This window comes from Vibrio phycocola (genome assembly GCF_053850235.1).
Genome location: NZ_JBSQDJ010000001.1, coordinates 340,823 through 360,176 on the forward strand (window position 1 = coordinate 340,823; position 19,354 = coordinate 360,176).

Below are 19,354 nucleotides of genomic sequence, written 5' to 3' on the forward strand. Positions count from 1 at the left end.
GTTATTGTAAACCTCAGCCATGGTAAATACTGTGGCTGTTTTTATTTTATTCGGAGCGATGAGCTGCTGAGCCATTATTCCGATGATTAGGAGTCGAGTAAGATGGAACTATCATCTCTTAATACACCTTATTTTATGATCGATGAATCTAAGTTGATTCGAAACCTCGAGATAGCGGCACGGTTGAAGACACTCTCTGGGGTTAAGCTGGTGCTTGCTCTTAAGTGTTTCTCGACGTGGGGCGTGTTTGACATCATTAAACCCTATTTGGACGGTACAACAAGCTCTGGGCCTTATGAAGTAAAATTAGGGCATGAGACGTTTGGTGGTGAAACGCACGCGTATAGTGTTGGCTACAGTGAGCGGGATGTTGTTGAAGTTGCGGATATCTGCAACAAAATGATTTTCAACTCGCAAAGTCAACTTGCCGCATATCGTCATCTTGTTGAAGGTAAAGCTTCAATCGGACTGCGATTAAACCCGGGTGTGAGTTATGCGGGGCAAGATTTAGCGAATCCAGCGAGAACTTATTCACGCCTAGGGGTACAAACGAATCATATTGAACCAGCGGTGTTTGAGACAATCGATGGTGTGATGTTCCATATGAATTGTGAGAATAAAGATGCCGACGCTTTTATTTCGTTACTTGATTCAATATCTAACGACTTTGGAGAGTACCTCGATCAATTAGATTGGGTCAGTTTAGGTGGTGGTGTGTTCTTCACATGGCCCGATTATGAAATTGAAAAGCTTGCTGCGGCACTGAGAGCCTTTGCTGATAAACATGGAGTTCAACTTTACCTAGAGCCGGGAGAAGCCATTATCACCAAGACGACAGACTTAGTGGTGACGGTTGTCGATATTGTCGAGAATGAAATGAAAACTGCCATCGTCGATTCTGCGACAGAAGCTCATCGGCTTGATACGTTAATTTATAATGAACCTGCGGAAATTTTAGAAGCTTCAGAAAATGGGCAATATGAATATGTCATCGGGTCGTGCTCTTGTTTGGCGGGGGACCAGTTCTGTGTTGCCAAGTTTGATCAACCCTTAGAGATTGGACAAAAGCTTCATATCTTAGACAGTGCAGGTTACACAATGGTCAAATTGAATTGGTTTAATGGTTTGAAGATGCCTTCGGTGTATTGTCAACGCCAAGATGGACGAATCGAAAAACTTAATGAGTTTGGCTATGATGATTTCAAACGTTCTCTTTCTCAGTGGTCGGTGAGCTAAGTGCTAGTGTTTGAAGTAGCTGAAGCAAGCTAACTGATTGATTTAAGGTAATAAAAAACGCCAAAAGATTATTCATCTTCTGGCGTTTTTATTATCCTGTTGTTTTAGGATCGAGTATTGTTTGACCGAGTGTTTAAATCGTGAACTGGGCAAGCCTGTCATCGAGTTGACGAGACATATCCGCAAGTGTTTCACTCTCGCTGGCCAAATGATTGGCCGCTTGAGACATTTCTAATGCTGAATCACTGATTCCAGCGACATTACGGTTCATGTCTTCTGTCACGGCATTCTGCTCTTCAGCAGCGGTTGCAATTTGTACAACACTTTCATTAACATGGCGAATGTGTCCTTCAATTAAATCAAGATCAGAACCACAACTCTCTGCTTGTTTAACACTGTTATGAGCTAAGTCTTGACTGCGCTTCATTACATCAGCAGTACCCAAAGCTAAACCTTGTAAGCGGTTAATGGTGCTTTGAATTTCTTCGGTTGACTGACTGGTTCTTGCAGCTAGGTTCCTAACTTCATCAGCAACAACGGCAAAACCACGACCTTGTTCACCGGCACGAGCTGCTTCAATTGCTGCATTAAGTGCTAGTAGGTTGGTTTGCTCTGAAATACCGGTAATTACGGAGGTGACTTCACTAATTTCCATCACGCCTTCTTTGAGCTTTTCGACTTGATCTGTTGCAGAATCTAGTTCAGTAACCAATGACTGAATACTCTCGACATTTGAAACTAAATCTTGGCTGCCTTTTCCTGCTTCACGAGTCGCTTCTTCTGTGTCATTTGCAGTGGATTCGGCATTATTGGCAACCTCAGCGACTGTCGTGCTCATTTGGTTCATCGCCGTGGCTAATTGATTTAATTGGTCGCGTTGACTCATTACAGCGGTCGATGTTTCTTCGGCTGAAGAAGCAATTCGAGTCGCTGCGTCAGCAAGGTTTCTCGATGACTGAACTGAGCTACCCAATGCTTCTCGAATTGACGCTAAACTTTTGGTAGTCTGTAACGCGACTACGCCAATCTCGTCAGTTCCATACGTGGGAATTTCGGCAGTAAGATCGCCCTTAGCAACTTTGTCCATAGCGCCCTGAATGGCTTTAAGTGGCACAACAATCGCTTTGCTAATAATGTACCCGCATATGCCCATCACAGCAGATATTGCTAATGTAATAAGCCCCATTTGAAGGTATTGCTGATTGATTTCTACATTGATGGTATTTGTTAACATTCCAGCGCCAACAATCCAGCCAAGTGATGGAACCGAATCAACATAAGCGAGCTTGTCTGCTGGTTTACCATTGGTATCTTGCCATGGATACATTACAGTGCCACCTGCCGCACCTACCTCGACCATCTGAAACCAAAAGTGATCCTTGGCATTGACATCACGACTCCCCATCTGTTTACCAATCAAACCTGCATTGGGGTGAGCCAAAAGATAGCGATTTGTGTCAATTACGTATAGATAATTATCTCCGTCAAAGCGAGTTGCATTGATAAGTGCTTTCGCTTGAATTTCAACTTGGTCAGTGGGAAGTGTATTGGTGAGGTACTCGATTTGTGAAATAGTGGAATGAACGACCGCACTAAGACGTGCTTCTTTTTCATGGAATAAGTTTCGTTTAAGAGCGTTTTCGGATATTACGAGTAGTGCGATAAACCCTACAACACCCACACCAATGATCAAAGCAAGCTTGCAGCTCACTCTCATATTTTTTAAAAACATCAATGTTACCACCTTAGCCAAAGGACAAATTAGTTATTACTTTAAATGTATATATTTGAGTCTAAATTTATATTTTTTATTATGAGTATTGGTTTATATAAATATACAATCAATTTCGTATTAATATTATGTGTTTAAGTTCGTATGTATATTATTGTCATTTAAATCATTAGCTTAAATAATAATAACTATATTTTTTATTCTTCTAACATATAGTTTTGAAATAGGTGATTTGCAAGATTTATTCGTCATAAGTATATGAATTAAATAATATTTAGCATATGGCATTAATATTTTATTTACATTGTCTATTTTCAAGCATTACCTTAGTTTCTTCACTTAATGATTCCAGCTCTTTTATTATGTCGTCGATAGAGAGTAGTTTTGGAAGCTTTACCGAAATATTAGCGGTAAAAATGGTTGAGCTTATTCCTGAATTACCCGTTATAAAAACACGCTGACAATTGAGATCGAGCACACGTACTCGTTGGCTGTCGAGCAGATGAGTAATGTCATTTACAATTCCAGCTCGATCTCGAGCATCCATACGTAGTTGGTAGATATGTTCATCGTTGTTATCGATGATTTGATTGCATTCGCTAACCTTGGCAGTTAAATTGGGATGAGAAATAAACGCATCAATTACCGCGTCCTTATGTTCAGTGGGTAATTCAATTTTAATTACGGCAGCGACTTGGCTATCGAGAAAATTGACTTTGCTGACGAGCCAAGTTCCAAAGTTTTCATGAGTTATGGTTGCCAGCTGTTGAATATCGCTCGGGTTCGCTTCACCGATGAAACTCACGATAAATGTAGACATCATAATTATTCTCCGACAGTTATATATGAGGTGATTCGTTTTATTCCTTATACTGTAATAGTTTAGATGCAGCAGTTTGAATTGCCGTGTTGTCGCTAGAAATTGCTGTTGGGATCTAACTTCATTGCGATTAAAATACAAAAAATGTGGATTAGGTAAAGTAAACCGTTATGTCCATTTCATTAAGTTCGCGTCATTATTGTCGATAGCACTAACCATCTAAGTTGAGAGTAAAAAATGTTAAAACTGGCAATGTTAAGTACTGGTGAAGAAGTGTTGCATGGGGATATTGTTGATACCAATGCTTCATGGTTGTCGGGTCTTCTTTTTGAAGAGGGATTTAGCTTATCAAAACGTTCTACGGTCGGCGATAGTCACCAAGCTTTAACCGAAGAGTTGATCTTACTGACGTTGAATTCAGATGTCCTAATCGTCAATGGGGGGCTCGGTCCTACATCCGATGATGTTACAACAGAAGTTGCTGCTAATGTCGCTGGTGTGGAATTAGAGCTGTTTCCAGATTGGCTCGAGCAAATGAATGCTTTTTTCGCAACTCGCAACCAAGTTATGCCCGATAGCAATGTCAAACAAGCCATGTTGCCAGCGGGCTCAACATTTATTGATAACCCAATTGGAACCGCATGCGGTTTTCAGTGCGTGATCAATGAGTGCCTTTGTTATTTTACACCAGGTGTACCGAGTGAATTTAAACGGATGGTTGTAGAACAAATTGTTCCTGATCTTCAACATCGTTTTCCAGAACTTGTTGGGTCGGATTGTCATCGTATATATACGGTCGGGAGTTCTGAATCTGAACTTGCTCAGTGGTTAGAGACCATTCCGTTACCTCCTGAATATCAACTTGGCTATCGTTCTTACATTCCTTTTATTGAAATCAAGGTTTTTGGGCCTAAAAGGGATTATGAAGGTGCGCTAGAGCTGATTGAACAGATTAGAGATAAGGTAGAAGACAAGGTCGTTAGTATCGATCAGACCATGTTGACTCGTTTAGGAGATTGCGTTGCCAAAACTGAAGTAACTTTAGCACTCGCGGAGCAAAGTACGCGTGGTTGGTTAAGTAATTGGTTATTTTCAGACCCGAGTATCAGCGAAGCGCGAGGCAGTTGCTGGATACTGAGTTCACACGTTGCTGGTGCCATGGATGATAAGGATGCGTTAAGTGCAGCATTAGCATTAGCTGCAGCGACAAAAGAGAAAAGTGCAACAGATATCGCCATCGCGACCGGAGAATATCGTAACCGAACCTTTACTTTAGCCCTGTCTACACCATACGGAGAATGGGCTCAGAGTCATTCATTCAATCGAGATTATTCCGATGAAGATAGTAAAATTGTTATTGGTACCATTGCCGCTGATATGTTGTTGCGCTATCTAACAGGTAAACCGGTATTTGGCGAATATCGTTTTTCTAAAACAATTAAGAAAATCTATTTGCCTATCGAATCATTAAAGTAGGTGAATTTTGAGGATTTATCAGCGACTCAAATGGGCAACATGCCCACTTGGGAAGCGATAAAACTGGAAGGTATAAAAAAGGGCAGGCTATGCCCTTTTTACATTTAAATGAACATTAACTTCTTCAAGTTCTACATCACCATTGGCTCGGCTAATACATGGGAGTACTTCGTCTCCAGAGGTATAGGCCATGGCAAAACCAACGTAATCGACGTTGCCTTTCGCTAATTTGCAGCGACACGCACCACAATGCCCTTCTCGGCATTGATATTCGACTTCTAAACCTGACTGTTCCATGGTTTCAAGAAGTGTGTTGGACGAGTTAGACTCGACGACGATTTTTTGGTTTATCCGTAGTTGTGACATTAGAGTTCGAAGTCCTCAAAGTCATCTAGGCTAACTTCATTATCAATTTGACCGACAAGGTATGAGCTTATTTCAGCTTCTTGTGGTGCAACTTGTACGTTATCAGAAGAAAGCCATGCATTGATCCAAGGAATAGGATTGCTAGTCGAATCTGGGTAAGCCACGCCTAAGCCAACGGCTTGCATTCGAATATTTGTGATGTATTCAACGTATTGGCACAGAATATCTTTGTTTAACCCAATCATTGAACCGTCTTTAAAGAGGTAGGATGCCCACTCTTTTTCTTGTTCTGCAGCTTGCTTAAACAGGTCAAAGCATTGCTGTTTACATTCTTCAGCAATTTGAACGAACGCAAAGTCATCTTGGCCATTGCGCAACATATTAATCATATGCTGTGTACCCGTTAAGTGAAGAGCTTCATCACGGGCAATAAGTTTGATGATTTTTGCATTACCTTCCATGAGCTCTCGTTCTGCGAATGCGAAAGAACAGGCAAAACTAACGTAGAAGCGGATGGCTTCTAAAGCATTTACGGACATTAAACAGAGATAAAGTTTTTTCTTCAAATCCATCAATGAAACTGTGACGTTGTCACCATTTAGTTTGTGTGTGCCTTCACCAAAGCGATGATAGTCATTGGTTGCTTGAATCAATTCATCATAATAATACGCAATATCTTTTGCTCGTTTGATGATTTCTTCATTTTCGACAATGTCGTCAAACACAGTACTAGGGTCATTAACGATATTACGAATGATATGAGTGTACGAGCGTGAATGTATTGTTTCAGAGAATGACCATGTTTCGATCCAAGTTTCGAGTTCTGGAAGTGATACCAAAGGAAGGAGAGCAACGTTAGGGCTGCGGCCTTGAATAGAATCGAGTAGAGTTTGATATTTTAGGTTAGAGATAAAAATATGTTGTTCATGCTCAGGAAGCTTATTGTAATCGATGCGGTCGCTTGAAACGTCGACTTCTTCTGGACGCCAAAAGAAGGACAGTTGCTTTTCGATTAGTTTTTCGAAGATTTCATATTTTTGTTGATCATAGCGAGCAACGTTAACCGGTTGCCCAAGAAACATTGGTTCTTTTAATTGATCATTTTTGTTCTGAGAAAAAGTGCTGTAAGCCATGTTTTGCCTCAACTTTCATAAGCCCTCTACCGAGGGCAAATAAGTGGAATCTAATAATTAGGGAAATGCAGGTTAGATTTTGCACGCTCCGCCGGAACAATCATCGTCTGCTGATGCAACGTCTTTCTGATCATCTTGAGCACCGTCACGCGTATTATGGTAATAAAGCGTTTTAACACCATATTTGTATGCAGTCAGTAAGTCTTGAAGAAGTTGCTTCATAGGAACTTTGCCGGAGTCGTAACGACTTGGATCGTAATTCGTATTGGCAGAAATCGCTTGGTCGACGAATTTTTGCATAATACTAACGAGATGCAGATACCCATTATTTGAACCGATATTCCAAAGCAGTTCATAGTTATCTTTGTATTCGATGAACTCAGGGACAACCTGTTTCAAAATACCGTCTTTAGACGCCTTAATCGAAACATAACCACGCGGTGGTTCAATCCCGTTGGTCGCATTTGAAATCTGTGAAGAAGTTTCAGATGGCATTAATGCGGTCAACGTTGAATTACGTAAACCATATTCCATGATCTCTTCACGTAATGCATCCCAATCGTAATGTAATGGTTCATCACAAATATCATCGATATCTTTTTTGTAGGTATCGATTGGGAGTAACCCTTTCGCATAATTGGTTTCGTTAAAGAGAGAGCAACGGCCTTGCTCTTTTGCAAGTTCCACTGATGCTTTGAGTAGGTAATATTGCATCGCTTCAAACGTACGGTGGGTCAGATTATTGGCGCTACCATCAGAGTATTTCACGCCATTTTTCGCTAGGTAATAAGCGTAGTTGATTACACCAACACCTAACGTTCGGCGATTCATCGATGAACGGTGTGCTGCTGGAAGCGGGTAATCTTGATAATCGAGTAGTGCATCAAGTGCACGAACGACTAGATCCGATAACTCAGCAAAATCATCGAGAGACTCAATAGCACCAAGGTTAAACGCCGACAGAGTACACAGGGCGATTTCACCAGATTCATCTTCTACGTTTTCAAGAGGCTTGGTTGGAAGCGCAATCTCAAGGCATAAGTTTGACTGACGTACAGGAGCCACAGAGGCATCAAATGGGCTGTGTGTATTACAATGGTCGACATTTTGGATATAAATGCGGCCGGTTGACGCTCGTTCTTGCATTAATAACGAGAATAGCTCGATTGCTTTAACGGTTTCCTTCTTGATTGAAGGATCGTTTTCGTACTTAACATATAGGCGTTCGAATTCTGCCTGATCTTCGAAAAAGGCATCGTACAAACCGGGGACGTCCGAAGGGGAGAATAACGTAATGTCACCGCCTTTAACTAAGCGCGCGTACATTAACTTATTTAACTGAACGCCATAATCCATATGACGGACTCGGTTCTCTTCAACACCACGGTTGTTTTTTAACACGATTAACGATTGGGATTCACGGTGCCAAAGTGGGTAGAAAACAGTTGCTGCACCACCACGTACGCCACCTTGAGAACAACATTTTACAGCTGTTTGGAAATACTTATAGAATGGTACACACCCGGTGTGGAATGCTTCGCCGCCGCGAATTTCTGACCCTAATGCACGAATACGTCCCGCGTTGATACCAATTCCGGCGCGTTGAGAGACATAACGTACAATTGAGCTTGCGGTAGCGTTGATTGAGTTTAAGCTATCACCACATTCCACCAATACACACGAGCTAAATTGGCGCGTAGGAGTACGAACGCCTGACATAATCGGCGTTGGTAATGAAATTTTGAAGTTAGATGTCGCATCGTAAAAGCGCTTTACGTAGCTCAGGCGAGTCTCTTTTGGATAGTTAGCAAATAGACAGGCTGATACTAGGATATAAAGAAACTGAGCGCTCTCATAAATATCTCCAGAGACTCGGTTTTGGACAAAGTACTTCCCCTCTAACTGCTTAACAGCCGCATAGGAAAAATTAAGATCACGACGATGATCAATATACTTTCCAAGTTCGATCCACTCTTCTTTTGAGTAGTCTTCCATTAAGTGCTTGTCGTACTTACCTAACTCAACTAGCGCAGTAACATGATCGTACAACTCTGGTGGAGTGTACTGACCATACGCTTTTTTACGTAAATGGAAGACGGCTAGGCGAGCGGCAAGATACTGATAATCTGGCGATTCTTCAGAGATTAGATCGGCGGCTGATTTAATTATGGTTTCGTGAATGTCGGACGTGGTAATGCCATCATAAAATTGAATTTGAGCTTTAAGTTCAACTTGGGATACAGATACATTGTTGAGATCTTCTGCTGCCCATGTGATCACTCGGTGGATCTTTTCAAGATCGATGGTTTCTTTGCGGCCGTCACGCTTGGTGACTGTAAGTTGCTGGTTCATTCTACTATATTTCCCTAACAAAACTGAAAAGCCGAAGGGTTAAATTTCTTATTGTAAAGTTTCTACTGTCGGCTTTGTGATATAAATTCACGTCTACATATAATGCTTGAGACACTATATGTAGGGGTAAAATCAATTTCGAGTACCAAGATAGTGCTATCGTAACGTCATTGCAAGTAACAATCGTTGGACAGGTTGTGGATAAGTAAAATTTTCCATCAAGAAAGTTAGTGGTTACTTACTGATGGTTTTAGAAATGAAAAGCACTTGAAGAAATGTAATGATAAAGTTGCTTAATTTATAACTGGTAACAAAAAAAAACAGCTTGATCTTTGACAAAAATTTGTCGTGAAAGATCAAGCGTTAAAATGAGATCCTAGTACACAAATGTTGCACAATAATGTGACCATATACAAGTGATGTGCTAGCGGAATTTTATGGTTTCAATGTGTGTACAATATAGTTCACGTCAACATTTTGACTGAGCTTGTAAGAGTCGGTTAAGGGGTTATAGGCAATGCCTGTAATACCATTAGATTGAAGCGGGGTTTTGTCAATTTTCGACATCAATTCTGAAGGCCGAATAAACTTTTCATGATCGTGCGTACCTTCAGGAACGATTTTTAGCAGTTTTTCTGCTCCTACGATCGCAAACAGGTAAGATTTAAAATTTCGGTTGAGCGTGGAGAAAAATACGTGACCGCCAGGTTTAACGAGCTTAGAACATGCTTGGATAACAGATAAAGGATCTGGAACATGTTCTAACATTTCCATACATGTTACTACATCATAGCTTTCTGGGTGCTCATTGGCATGAACCTCCACAGGACACTGGATATAGTTGATGTTCTTGGTTCCTGTTTCGAGCGCATGTAATCGAGCAACTTCAAGTGGCTCTTTACCCATATCAAGTCCAGTAACGTGAGCACCTTGTTGCGCCATACTTTCTGATAAAATGCCGCCACCGCAGCCTACATCAAGAACTTTTTTACCGAACAAGCCATCGCTTTTGGTTAAAACATAGTGCAATCGCAGCGGGTTGATTTGATGCAACGGTTTAAATTCACCATTTAGATCCCACCAGCGAGATGCCATATCAGCAAATTTTTGTATTTCTTTTGGGTCGACATTGTGTGGTTGATTCATGTTTAACTCTTTTTAACACATCAATACTCATTGATACCGACGAACGATACCAAGGTTGGGTTTAAGCTCTTAAGATTAAAATAATATACCTAGTCGATGCAATCTGGCTAGAGAAAGCCAATTTAAAGCAAAATACGGTCGTAAAATAGGGAGGTGAATCGACATTTAACTATGGATTGAGTATATTATAACCAATTGATTCACAACAAATGTCACATCCCATTAAAACCGATGGGAAAGAGATGCCCCCATGTGTAAATCTATGCTATATTTTCCAACCTTATACGTATAAGAATACGAAAGAACAAATAGAGGGATATTGGCTCTATGAGCGAGTTAGCTAAAGAGATAACACCCGTCAACATCGAAGAAGAGCTACGTGGTTCTTACCTTGACTATGCGATGTCAGTTATCGTTGGTCGTGCTCTTCCAGATGTACGAGATGGCTTAAAACCAGTACACAGACGCGTACTTTTCGCGATGAATGTACTAGGCAATGATTGGAATAAAGCATACAAAAAATCAGCCCGTGTGGTTGGTGACGTAATCGGTAAATATCACCCTCATGGTGATGGTGCAGTGTACGATACTATCGTTCGTATGGCTCAACCGTTCTCGCTACGTTACATGTTAGTGGATGGCCAAGGTAACTTTGGTTCCATTGACGGTGACTCAGCTGCTGCGATGCGTTATACCGAAGTTCGTATGGCAAAAATTGCGCACGAGCTTTTAGCTGATCTAGATAAAGATACGGTTGATTACGTACCTAACTATGATGGCACGGAACAGATTCCTGACGTTTTACCAGCAAAGATACCGAACCTTCTTGTCAATGGTTCATCGGGTATCGCGGTTGGTATGGCAACCAATATCCCACCGCATAACTTAACTGAAGTAATCGATGGTTGTCTTGCTTATATTAATAACGAAGACATCACGATTGATGAGCTTATTGATTATATTCCCGGACCGGATTTTCCAACTGCAGCTTTGATCAGTGGACGCAAGGGTATTATTGACGCTTACAAAACGGGTCGCGGTAAAGTTTACATGCGTTCGAAAGCGGATATTGAAGCCGATAAGAACGGTCGCGAAACGATTGTGATTACGGAAATTCCTTATCAGGTTAACAAAGCTCGTGTAATCGAAAAAATTGCTGAGTTAGTAAAAGATAAGAAAGTCGAAGGCATTAGTGCACTGCGTGACGAATCTGATAAAGAAGGTATGCGTATTGTTATTGAATGTAAGCGTGATGCTGTGGGCGAAGTTGTATTAAACAACCTATACGCTCAAACTCAGCTTCAAACCACATTTGGTATCAATATGGTTGCGCTCGACAATGGCCAACCAAAACTGTTCAACTTGAAAGAAATGTTGAAGTGTTTTGTTAACCACCGTCGCGAAGTTGTAACTCGTCGTACTATATTTGAATTACGCAAAGCTCGTGACCGAGCTCATATCCTTGAAGGACTTGCACTCGCGCTTGCGAATATTGATGAAATCATTGAATTGATCCGTAAAGCGCCAAGTCCAGCAGAAGCGAAAGCTGGCTTGTTGGCTCGTGGCTGGGACCTGGGTAATGTTGCTTCGATGCTCGAACGTGCAGGAACAGATGCAGCACGTCCTGAGTGGCTAGAGGCTGAGTTTGGTATTCGTGATGGTCAATACTTCCTCACAGAGCAACAAGCTCAAGCGATTCTAGATCTTCGCCTACACCGCTTAACCGGTTTAGAGCACGAGAAGATTTTGAACGAGTACAAAGGACTATTGGAAGATATCGCGGCACTAATGCTGATTCTTTCAAGCACTGAGCGCTTGATGGAAGTTATCCGTGAAGAATTAGAGACAGTTCGTGATGCCTTTGGCGATGCTCGTCGTACCGAGATTACCGCTGCTACCCATGACATCGATATGGAAGAGCTTATCGCTCGTGAAGATGTTGTAGTGACGTTGTCACACGAAGGTTACGTGAAGTATCAATTGCTCAATGAGTACGAAGCGCAGCGTCGTGGTGGTAAAGGTAAGAGTGCCACTAAGATGAAAGAAGAGGATTACATTGAGCGTTTATTAGTTGCGAATACGCACGATAACATTCTTTGTTTCTCGACACGTGGCAAAACGTATCGTCTTAAAGTATATCAACTACCACTAGCGAGTCGTACTGCTCGTGGTAAACCAATCGTGAATATTCTTCCGTTAGAGGAAAATGAGCGCATTACCGCTATCTTGCCTGTGAGTGAGTTCTCTCCTGAGAAATTTATCTTTATGGCAACAGGTGATGGTACGGTTAAGAAAACTTCACTAGACCAGTTTGCAAATGTTCGTTCTAACGGATTGATAGCGTTGAACCTGCGTGAAGATGATTCATTAATCGGCGTAGACATTACCAATGGCGACAGTGAAATTATGCTGTTCTCGAAAGCGGGTAAAGTTGTTCGCTTTAAAGAAGCAGAAGAAATTCCTGTTGTTGATGAAAATGGTAACCCTGTTCTTGATGAAAACGGTAATCCTGAAATCAAGTTTAAAGGTGTTCGCCCAATGGGTCGTACTGCTGCTGGTGTCCGTGGTATGAAACTCGCAGAAAATGATCAAGTTGTTTCTCTGATCATTCCATCGAGTGAAGCTGATAATGTGCTAACAGTGACCGAGAATGGCTACGGCAAACGTACAGCTTTGACAGAGTACCCAACCAAAGGTCGTGGTACTCAAGGTGTGGTTTCTATCAAAGTGTCTGAGAGAAACGGCAGTGTTGTTGGCGCAGTTCAAGTCTCAGATGGTGATGAGTTTATGATGATCACCAACGCAGGTACATTGGTACGAACTCGCTCGGCCGAAGTAAGCCAAGTAGGACGTAACACTCAAGGTGTCACATTAATCCGAACATCTGAAGAAGAGCAAGTCGTTGGTTTACAACGTATTGACGAGATCGAAGAGTTGGAATTAACAGAAGAAGAGCAAGCGGTGTTAGATACCGACGCTGACGATTCTGCCAACAGCGTTGATAGCTCTAACCCTGAAGATGATAAAAATGACAATGACGTCGACGAGAAATAAACTCTAGACCGTACATTGATACCGGGTCGATAAGGCCCGGTATTTTTTTATCCTTATTTCGTTGAACACTGCGTCGAAATGATTCTTTGATATAACGAGATTCAAGGTTATTTCTAAGTTGCTTTGTTATAATATAACAAACGTATTTGGTCGTTTTATTGAATTTAACTGCATGTCGACTCATGGTTGTCTAGGTTACAATTGACGATACAGTGCTAGTAACAATCATTATAATGTTTAAAGCTAATTTTCTGAGTGAGAGTATGTATGGCGGAAGTTAGAGCCAGAGTTGATCTAAAAGTCGGTGCAAAAAGTAATATAGAGGCTGAAATCCTCTCGTTTAGTGGTCTTAAGACGGAAAAAGAACACGTAGCGATCATATTCAAATCTGCCGATAAGTCGCAGTCTACGCCATTTGTGAGAATGCACTCCGAATGTCTGACGGGTGATGTGTTTCATTCGTCTCGTTGTGATTGTGGTGAACAGCTTGAAGAAACCATCAATAAGATGGGTGAGCATGGTGGGATTATTTTGTATCTGCGTCAGGAAGGGCGTGGCATCGGTTTATATAATAAGATCGATGCTTATCGTTTACAGAGTGAAGGATTAGATACCTATCAAGCGAATCGTCACCTCGGTTTTGATGATGATATGAGAGACTTTAGTGAAGCGGCGCAAATGTTAGAAGCGTTGAATATCAATTCGATTAAGCTAATCACTAATAATCCAAAGAAAGTTCGTGAACTTGCCGAGCATGGTATCGAAATCGCAGAAGTGGTGAATACACTTGCTCACATAAAGCAGGGTAATGAAGACTACCTAAAAGCGAAAGTTGATCACGGGAACCATAACCTCGATATTTAATCATTGAGCCTATTTTTTCAAAAGTAAGAAAGCCCTAACGTTTGTTGGGGCTTTCTTACTTTTTGTAGTTGAAAAAAATATTTTTATCATTAGTATAGTCGATACAATTGCCAATGATAATAATTTGCATTAACATTTATAGCAACAAAATAACAAGGAAGAGTCATTAATGAAAGCCAGATTAACTCTATCAGTATCGACAGCTGTGGCACTTGCCCTTTCAGCAACCAACGTAAATGCAGCTCAAATTACCGAAAGCCAAGTTGTAGAACACTATGCGAATGTGGCACACGCCGTATTTGAAGATTCGTTGATAAGTGCTAAAAAACTCAACAATTCTATTGAAAATTTCTTAGCAAATCCGACTCAAGAAACTTTTGCACAAGCGAAAGTCGATTGGCTTGCTGCTCGAGTTCCATATCAACAGTCTGAAGTGTTCCGTTTCGGTAATGCCATTGTTGATGATTGGGAAGGTCAATTAAACGCATGGCCTCTTGATGAAGGTCTGATTGACTATGTGGCAAAAGACTACCAACATGAATTAGGTAACGAAGGTGCAAGTGCAAATATTATTGCTAATACCTCTTTGACTATTGGTGCAGCGACGGTTGATGCCAAAGAGATTACCCCTGAGCTTATCGCCAGTTTAAATGAAGTCGGCGGATCTGAAGCCAACGTTGCATCTGGTTATCATGCGATTGAGTTTCTTTTGTGGGGACAAGATCTAAATGGAACCAATGCAGGTGCCGGCAATCGCTCATACACCGACTATCTGAATGGCGATCAGTGTACCAATGGTAATTGTGAACGTCGCGGTGATTACTTACAAGCGACGGCACAACTATTGGTTCAAGACCTTGAATGGATGGAGCAGCAATGGTCTGCACAACAATCTGATAATTACCGTCAAACATTACTAGCAGAAAGTGCCGAAAATGGCCTACGTAAAATGCTGTTTGGTATGGGGTCGCTTTCACTAGGCGAACTGGCTGGTGAGCGTATGAAAGTGGCTTTGGAAGCGAATTCAACAGAAGATGAGCATGATTGTTTCTCAGATAACACTCATAACTCTCACTTCTATAATGCTCAAGGCGTTTACAATGTCTTTACTGGAGAGTATGCCCGTATTAATGGTGAAGTGGTTTCTGGTCCAAGTATCAAAGATCTTGTCGAACAAAAGAATGATACTGAAGCTGTAGCTATTCAAGGCGAATTTGATAACACCCTGAAGCAAGTACACGCGCTTGTTGATTCTGCTGAGAAAAATAATGTCTATTTTGATCAGCTTATTGCAGCAAATAATAGCGAAGGGCATAAAATTGTAAACAGTGCTATTTCTGCTTTAGTTATGCAAACAGCCGCTATTGAAAAAGCAGCAGGAATCTTGGCTATCGATAATTTGAACCCTGATACCGCAGATCACGAATTTTAATATATTTGACGTTAATATATTAGGTAATTCAGAGTAAATATTGAACCCAGAGCCTCGCAATTTTATATAATTCGAGCTCTGGGTTTTGTCGTGTTAACCAAAAGAGTAATTTATGATACAACTTCTTCCAACAGTGGCTCGTCTATCGATTGGCTCAATGATGGCGTTGATGATTGTTGGTTCCGTATTTGCTGAGGCTCCGTATTCGGGTGGGAAAACGACGACTCAGCAACGTGGAGCGAATGCTTATTCTCAAGCAGCACCCAATTTACCTCTTTCCAAGCAATTGGATTTTAGTGTTGGCAACAGTTTTTTTCGTAATCCTTGGGTGCCAGCACCGTCATCAACCGATGCGCGAGATGGCTTAGGACCGCTGTTTAACACAAACGGTTGTGAAAACTGCCATCTCAAAGATGGGCGAGGCCATGCTCCTTCGAATCAAACCGATCTTGCTGTTTCGATGTTGATTCGAATGAGTATACCTGTTGAGTCGGAAGAAGAACGGCGGTTGTATGCAAAATTGGGTGTTAACCCAGAGCCAACATATGGAACTCAGTTGCAAGATTTCGCGTTACCAAACCAGATGCCGGAAGGTCGGGTTGAAGTGAATTATCAACCCGTAACGGTTACCTTTGAGGATGGCGCTACGGTTGAATTGAGAAAACCAAGCGTTACGATTGCAGACCTTAATTATGGGCCACTTCATCCCAATACAATGATCTCGGCTCGTATCGCTCCAGCCATGATTGGACTGGGTTTGTTAGAGAATATTAGTGAAGAGACTATTTTGTCATTCGCTGACCCTGATGATTTGGATGGTGATGGTATCTCCGGTCGACCAAATCGTGTATATAACGTTGAAACTGAGCAACAAGAATTAGGGCGATTTGGATGGAAAGCTGGGCAGCCGACATTAATGCAACAAAATGCCGCCGCGTTTAGCAATGATATTGGCCTCACAAGCCGTTTGTTTCCCGCGGCTAATTGTAGCTCTAAGCAAGAGATATGTGCAGAGCAGCCTAATGGCGGTGAGCACGAAGTTAGTGATAATATACTCAATTTCATCGAATTCTATAGTCAGCATCTTGCTGTCCCTGCTCGTCGAAATATGAGTAATGAAGAGGTTGCTCGTGGAGAAACGATATTCAATGAAATCGGGTGTGCTGGGTGTCATAAGTCGAATATTCGAACCGCAGAAAATGCAGAGTTACCAGCACTTAGTCAGCAGCTTATTGACCCGTACACAGATTTGCTTTTGCACGACATGGGGCCAGACCTAGCAGACAATCGCCCTGAAGCGTTGGCCAATGGTCGTGAATGGCGTACCGCCCCATTATGGGGGATAGGTTACAGCAAAGAAGTGAGCTCAGAGGCTAACTTCCTTCATGATGGCCGAGCACGAACACCATTTGAAGCCGTATTGTGGCATGGTGGTGAAGCGGACTTAGTGAAACAACGCGTATTAAAGCTCTCTCGTAATGAACGTGAAGCATTGAAAGCGTTTATAAATTCTTTATAGGTGAAATGAATGCGAATAAAAAATCTGATCATAGGCTTGGGATTTCTCGGGTTGGCAGGATGCTCAACATCTGACACGCTTTCTGGGTTTAAGCCTCAACAAACAACGCATATTAGCCAACCTGTGTATCTTGCCGAGTTTAATGCGGCTCAGGAGTTCTATACACAAACTGAAGCTCTTACTTCTAGTTTTCAGCAATACTGTAGCCGTGAAACATCACTTGAGGATGTGCAACAAGCATGGCGCGCGACTGCTTCAAAGTGGATGGCACTTCAAGGACAGGAGCGAGGCCCAGTAGACGCACTTGAGCAAAATTGGAATATTCAGTTTTGGCCAGATAAGAAAAATACCACTGGGCGTAAGATGACTGAGTTAGTCAATACGAGTGAATCTCTTAGCTCGGAATATATGAGTCAACAGAGTGTGTCAGTCCAGGGGTTAGGTTCAATGGAGTGGCTCTTATTTGACAGTGCTTCACCCATCTTTAGCAGTACTCAAGCTGATGCGTGTCGAGTTGGTATCGCGGTTACGGAGCATTTGTCTAGCAACAGCAGCATTATTGTTGATGCTTGGCAGAGTAATCCGTGGTTAGAGCTGGATGAGACTACATGGGAGTCGGAATACCTGTCCTTAATGTCAAATCAGCTTTCATTTGCGACGTCGAAGTTGACACGTCCTCTCGCTAATATCGGCCAACCTCGACCATATTTTTCTGAAGCGTGGCGTTCGAAATATTCGTTGCATTTACTGCGGCTCAATATAGAAGCACTGAGTGGGTTATATCATGTAGAGAATGATGGTTTGGATACTCACCTCAGGGCAGAAGGGCATCAGGTAATCGCAGATAGAGTCGAACAGCAATTTTTGAGTATACTTAACGAATGGCCAGAAAATGACGATCTGTTTGACTCTCTGCAAACTAAGGCTGGCTACCGCCAAGCTTTAGCTTTATTGAATAAAATTGAACAGCTTGATTACTTATTGAACCAAGAAGCGGCAGTAGCGCTTGGTGTTGTGATAGGGTTTAATGCTACCGATGGTGACTGATCGTTCGAGACGAACTTTATTAAAAGCGGCGTTATTGGGTTCGAGCTTACCACTATTGCCTCTAGGTTGTGCGAGTACGGCAATCCAAAAGAGATCAGCGCTGATAGGGTGTTCGTATTCTTCTCGCAGTGATTATCGCGTGGTGGTGGCCAGTCTTGATGGCAAGATGCAGCGAGAGTTGCCATTGCCGGGCCGAGGACACGGCATTGCGATTCACCCCACTCAGTCTCATGCTGTTGCGTTTTCTCGACGACCAGGGCAATACATGTTGGTGTTTGACTACTTGACTGGTGAGACGATTAAGCTGCAGTTAGCCACAAAAGATCGTCACTATTATGGTCATGGAGTGTATAGCTTAAATGGTGCGCTTCTTTACGTTACAGAAGGCGAGAGTGCGACTAGCCAAGGTATTATTGGTGTCTATTCAGTTGATCAAGGATATAAGAAAGTGGCTGAATTCACTGAGTTTGGTATCGGACCTCATGAGATTGTTATTAAAAATAATGGACAGTTAGTGGTTGGTGTTGGTGGTGTTCAAACTCAGAATCGAAAACCGACCAATCTTGATAGCATGTCACCATCACTGGCGTATCTCTCTGATGAAGGTGAGTTGCTCGATCAAGTGAGGCTAGGGGATCATCACCTTAGTATTCGCCATCTTGCCCACGATGGTGCTGAAACCATTCTTTGTGGTCAACAATACCGAGGTGAACCCGATAACTATCCAGCTTTAGTCGCCATGCATAGGCCGGGGCAAGCGATGGTTGAACTTAATGCGGAGCCGGAGCAATGGGCTCGATTTAACCATTATATTGCGAGCATCGCGGCGAATAACGACTACATTGTTGCCACGTCGCCTCCTGGTAATTGTTATGGCATTTGGGATAAACACAGTGGTGACTTAGTTGAATTAGCCTCCTTACCCGATGCGTCTGGAGTTGTCGTTGCTAATGAGGCTTTTTATATAAGTTCCGGTTCCGCTAAAATTGTGGAAAGTCATTTCCCGGCATCTCCCATAATACATTCGGGTTCTATTCAGTGGGATAACCACTGGTCATCGATTCCTAGTCAACCAAATTCGTTTCTTTCGTAATCGACGTTGAAAAATCAACGCTGTATTAGGGTGTAATGTTTACTTGTCAAGTTACCGGAGCAGTGTCATAGTTCCAGTATAAAA

General features: G+C 42.0%; 14 protein-coding genes. 8 read left to right on the top strand and 6 right to left on the bottom strand.

What is annotated here, in order from left to right; genetic code table 11:
* Window positions 1-102 precede the first annotated feature (102 nt).
* The gene (gene nspC / locus ACWU4D_RS01585) at window positions 103-1,236 is read left to right on the top strand and encodes a carboxynorspermidine decarboxylase (RefSeq protein ID WP_456049619.1); all 1,134 of its coding nucleotides are present in this window, start codon (window positions 103-105) and stop codon (window positions 1,234-1,236) included.
* A gap of 133 nt (window positions 1,237-1,369) precedes the next feature.
* Here the strand turns inward: nspC and ACWU4D_RS01590 are convergent, their stop codons facing one another.
* Both ACWU4D_RS01590 and ACWU4D_RS01595 read right to left on the bottom strand, forming a co-directional pair.
* The gene (locus tag ACWU4D_RS01590) at window positions 1,370-2,971 is read right to left on the bottom strand and encodes a methyl-accepting chemotaxis protein (protein WP_456049620.1); all 1,602 of its coding nucleotides are present in this window, start codon (window positions 2,969-2,971) and stop codon (window positions 1,370-1,372) included.
* Between the two features lie 292 nt (window positions 2,972-3,263).
* Entirely contained in the window at window positions 3,264-3,791 is a 528-nt protein-coding gene (locus ACWU4D_RS01595) for a glycine cleavage system protein R (RefSeq protein WP_456049621.1), read from the bottom strand.
* A 234-nt stretch (window positions 3,792-4,025) separates the two neighbouring features.
* Between ACWU4D_RS01595 and ACWU4D_RS01600 the strand changes: the two genes are divergently transcribed.
* Window positions 4,026-5,264 (top strand): CinA family nicotinamide mononucleotide deamidase-related protein, encoded by a 1,239-nt coding sequence (locus ACWU4D_RS01600; protein ID WP_456049622.1) that lies wholly within the window; start codon window positions 4,026-4,028, stop codon window positions 5,262-5,264.
* 87 nt (window positions 5,265-5,351) lie between these two features.
* Here the strand turns inward: ACWU4D_RS01600 and yfaE are convergent, their stop codons facing one another.
* The 4 genes from yfaE to ubiG all read right to left on the bottom strand — a co-directional run bounded on the left by yfaE (window position 5,352) and on the right by ubiG (window position 10,261).
* On the bottom strand, window positions 5,352-5,630 hold the full coding sequence (gene yfaE, locus ACWU4D_RS01605; protein ID WP_456049623.1) for a class I ribonucleotide reductase maintenance protein YfaE: 279 nt from the start codon (window positions 5,628-5,630) through the stop codon (window positions 5,352-5,354).
* Window positions 5,630-6,763 carry a class Ia ribonucleoside-diphosphate reductase subunit beta gene (nrdB, locus tag ACWU4D_RS01610; protein ID WP_456049624.1) on the bottom strand — a complete coding sequence of 378 codons (1,134 nt, stop codon included), beginning with the start codon at window positions 6,761-6,763 and terminating at the stop codon, window positions 5,630-5,632. The genes yfaE and nrdB overlap by 1 nt, the downstream gene beginning before the upstream one ends.
* Window positions 6,764-6,835: 72 nt before the next feature.
* Window positions 6,836-9,115 (bottom strand): class 1a ribonucleoside-diphosphate reductase subunit alpha, encoded by a 2,280-nt coding sequence (nrdA, locus tag ACWU4D_RS01615; RefSeq protein ID WP_456049625.1) that lies wholly within the window; start codon window positions 9,113-9,115, stop codon window positions 6,836-6,838.
* A gap of 435 nt (window positions 9,116-9,550) precedes the next feature.
* Window positions 9,551-10,261 (bottom strand): bifunctional 2-polyprenyl-6-hydroxyphenol methylase/3-demethylubiquinol 3-O-methyltransferase UbiG, encoded by a 711-nt coding sequence (ubiG, locus tag ACWU4D_RS01620; protein WP_456049626.1) that lies wholly within the window; start codon window positions 10,259-10,261, stop codon window positions 9,551-9,553.
* A 327-nt stretch (window positions 10,262-10,588) separates the two neighbouring features.
* Here ubiG and gyrA point away from each other — a divergent pair, with 327 nt between their 5' ends.
* From gyrA to ACWU4D_RS01650, 6 genes are all read left to right on the top strand, one after another.
* A complete protein-coding gene (gyrA, locus tag ACWU4D_RS01625; protein WP_456049627.1) occupies window positions 10,589-13,315 on the top strand; it encodes a DNA topoisomerase (ATP-hydrolyzing) subunit A in 2,727 nt (908 codons plus the stop codon).
* A 267-nt stretch (window positions 13,316-13,582) separates the two neighbouring features.
* Window positions 13,583-14,179: a GTP cyclohydrolase II gene (locus ACWU4D_RS01630; RefSeq protein WP_456049628.1), complete on the top strand. Its 597-nt coding sequence runs from the start codon at window positions 13,583-13,585 to the stop codon at window positions 14,177-14,179.
* 169 nt (window positions 14,180-14,348) lie between these two features.
* Window positions 14,349-15,611 carry an imelysin family protein gene (locus ACWU4D_RS01635; RefSeq protein ID WP_456049629.1) on the top strand — a complete coding sequence of 421 codons (1,263 nt, stop codon included), beginning with the start codon at window positions 14,349-14,351 and terminating at the stop codon, window positions 15,609-15,611.
* 112 nt (window positions 15,612-15,723) lie between these two features.
* Entirely contained in the window at window positions 15,724-17,130 is a 1,407-nt protein-coding gene (locus tag ACWU4D_RS01640) for a di-heme oxidoreductase family protein (RefSeq protein ID WP_456049630.1), read from the top strand.
* Window positions 17,131-17,139: 9 nt separating this feature from the next.
* Window positions 17,140-18,177, top strand: a complete 1,038-nt coding sequence (locus tag ACWU4D_RS01645; RefSeq protein ID WP_456049631.1) for an imelysin family protein — start codon at window positions 17,140-17,142, stop codon at window positions 18,175-18,177.
* Window positions 18,158-19,270: a DUF1513 domain-containing protein gene (locus ACWU4D_RS01650; protein ID WP_456049632.1), complete on the top strand. Its 1,113-nt coding sequence runs from the start codon at window positions 18,158-18,160 to the stop codon at window positions 19,268-19,270. The genes ACWU4D_RS01645 and ACWU4D_RS01650 overlap by 20 nt, the downstream gene beginning before the upstream one ends.
* The last annotated feature ends 84 nt before the right edge of the window (window positions 19,271-19,354 follow it).

Excerpts from the sequence above, each read along its gene's own strand:
- ACWU4D_RS01630 (WP_456049628.1), top strand. The coding sequence starts at position 13,583 with ATGGCGGAAGTTAGAGCCAGAGTTGATCTAAAAGTCGGTGCAAAAAGT.
- yfaE (WP_456049623.1), bottom strand. The coding sequence starts at position 5,630 with ATGTCACAACTACGGATAAACCAAAAAATCGTCGTCGAGTCTAACTCG.
- gyrA (WP_456049627.1), top strand. The coding sequence starts at position 10,589 with ATGAGCGAGTTAGCTAAAGAGATAACACCCGTCAACATCGAAGAAGAG.
- ubiG (WP_456049626.1), bottom strand. The coding sequence starts at position 10,261 with ATGAATCAACCACACAATGTCGACCCAAAAGAAATACAAAAATTTGCT.
- ACWU4D_RS01640 (WP_456049630.1), top strand. The coding sequence starts at position 15,724 with ATGATACAACTTCTTCCAACAGTGGCTCGTCTATCGATTGGCTCAATG.
- nrdA (WP_456049625.1), bottom strand. The coding sequence starts at position 9,115 with ATGAACCAGCAACTTACAGTCACCAAGCGTGACGGCCGCAAAGAAACC.
- ACWU4D_RS01645 (WP_456049631.1), top strand. The coding sequence starts at position 17,140 with ATGCGAATAAAAAATCTGATCATAGGCTTGGGATTTCTCGGGTTGGCA.
- ACWU4D_RS01595 (WP_456049621.1), bottom strand. The coding sequence starts at position 3,791 with ATGATGTCTACATTTATCGTGAGTTTCATCGGTGAAGCGAACCCGAGC.
- ACWU4D_RS01650 (WP_456049632.1), top strand. The coding sequence starts at position 18,158 with ATGCTACCGATGGTGACTGATCGTTCGAGACGAACTTTATTAAAAGCG.
- ACWU4D_RS01600 (WP_456049622.1), top strand. The coding sequence starts at position 4,026 with ATGTTAAAACTGGCAATGTTAAGTACTGGTGAAGAAGTGTTGCATGGG.
- ACWU4D_RS01635 (WP_456049629.1), top strand. The coding sequence starts at position 14,349 with ATGAAAGCCAGATTAACTCTATCAGTATCGACAGCTGTGGCACTTGCC.
- nspC (WP_456049619.1), top strand. The coding sequence starts at position 103 with ATGGAACTATCATCTCTTAATACACCTTATTTTATGATCGATGAATCT.
- nrdB (WP_456049624.1), bottom strand. The coding sequence starts at position 6,763 with ATGGCTTACAGCACTTTTTCTCAGAACAAAAATGATCAATTAAAAGAA.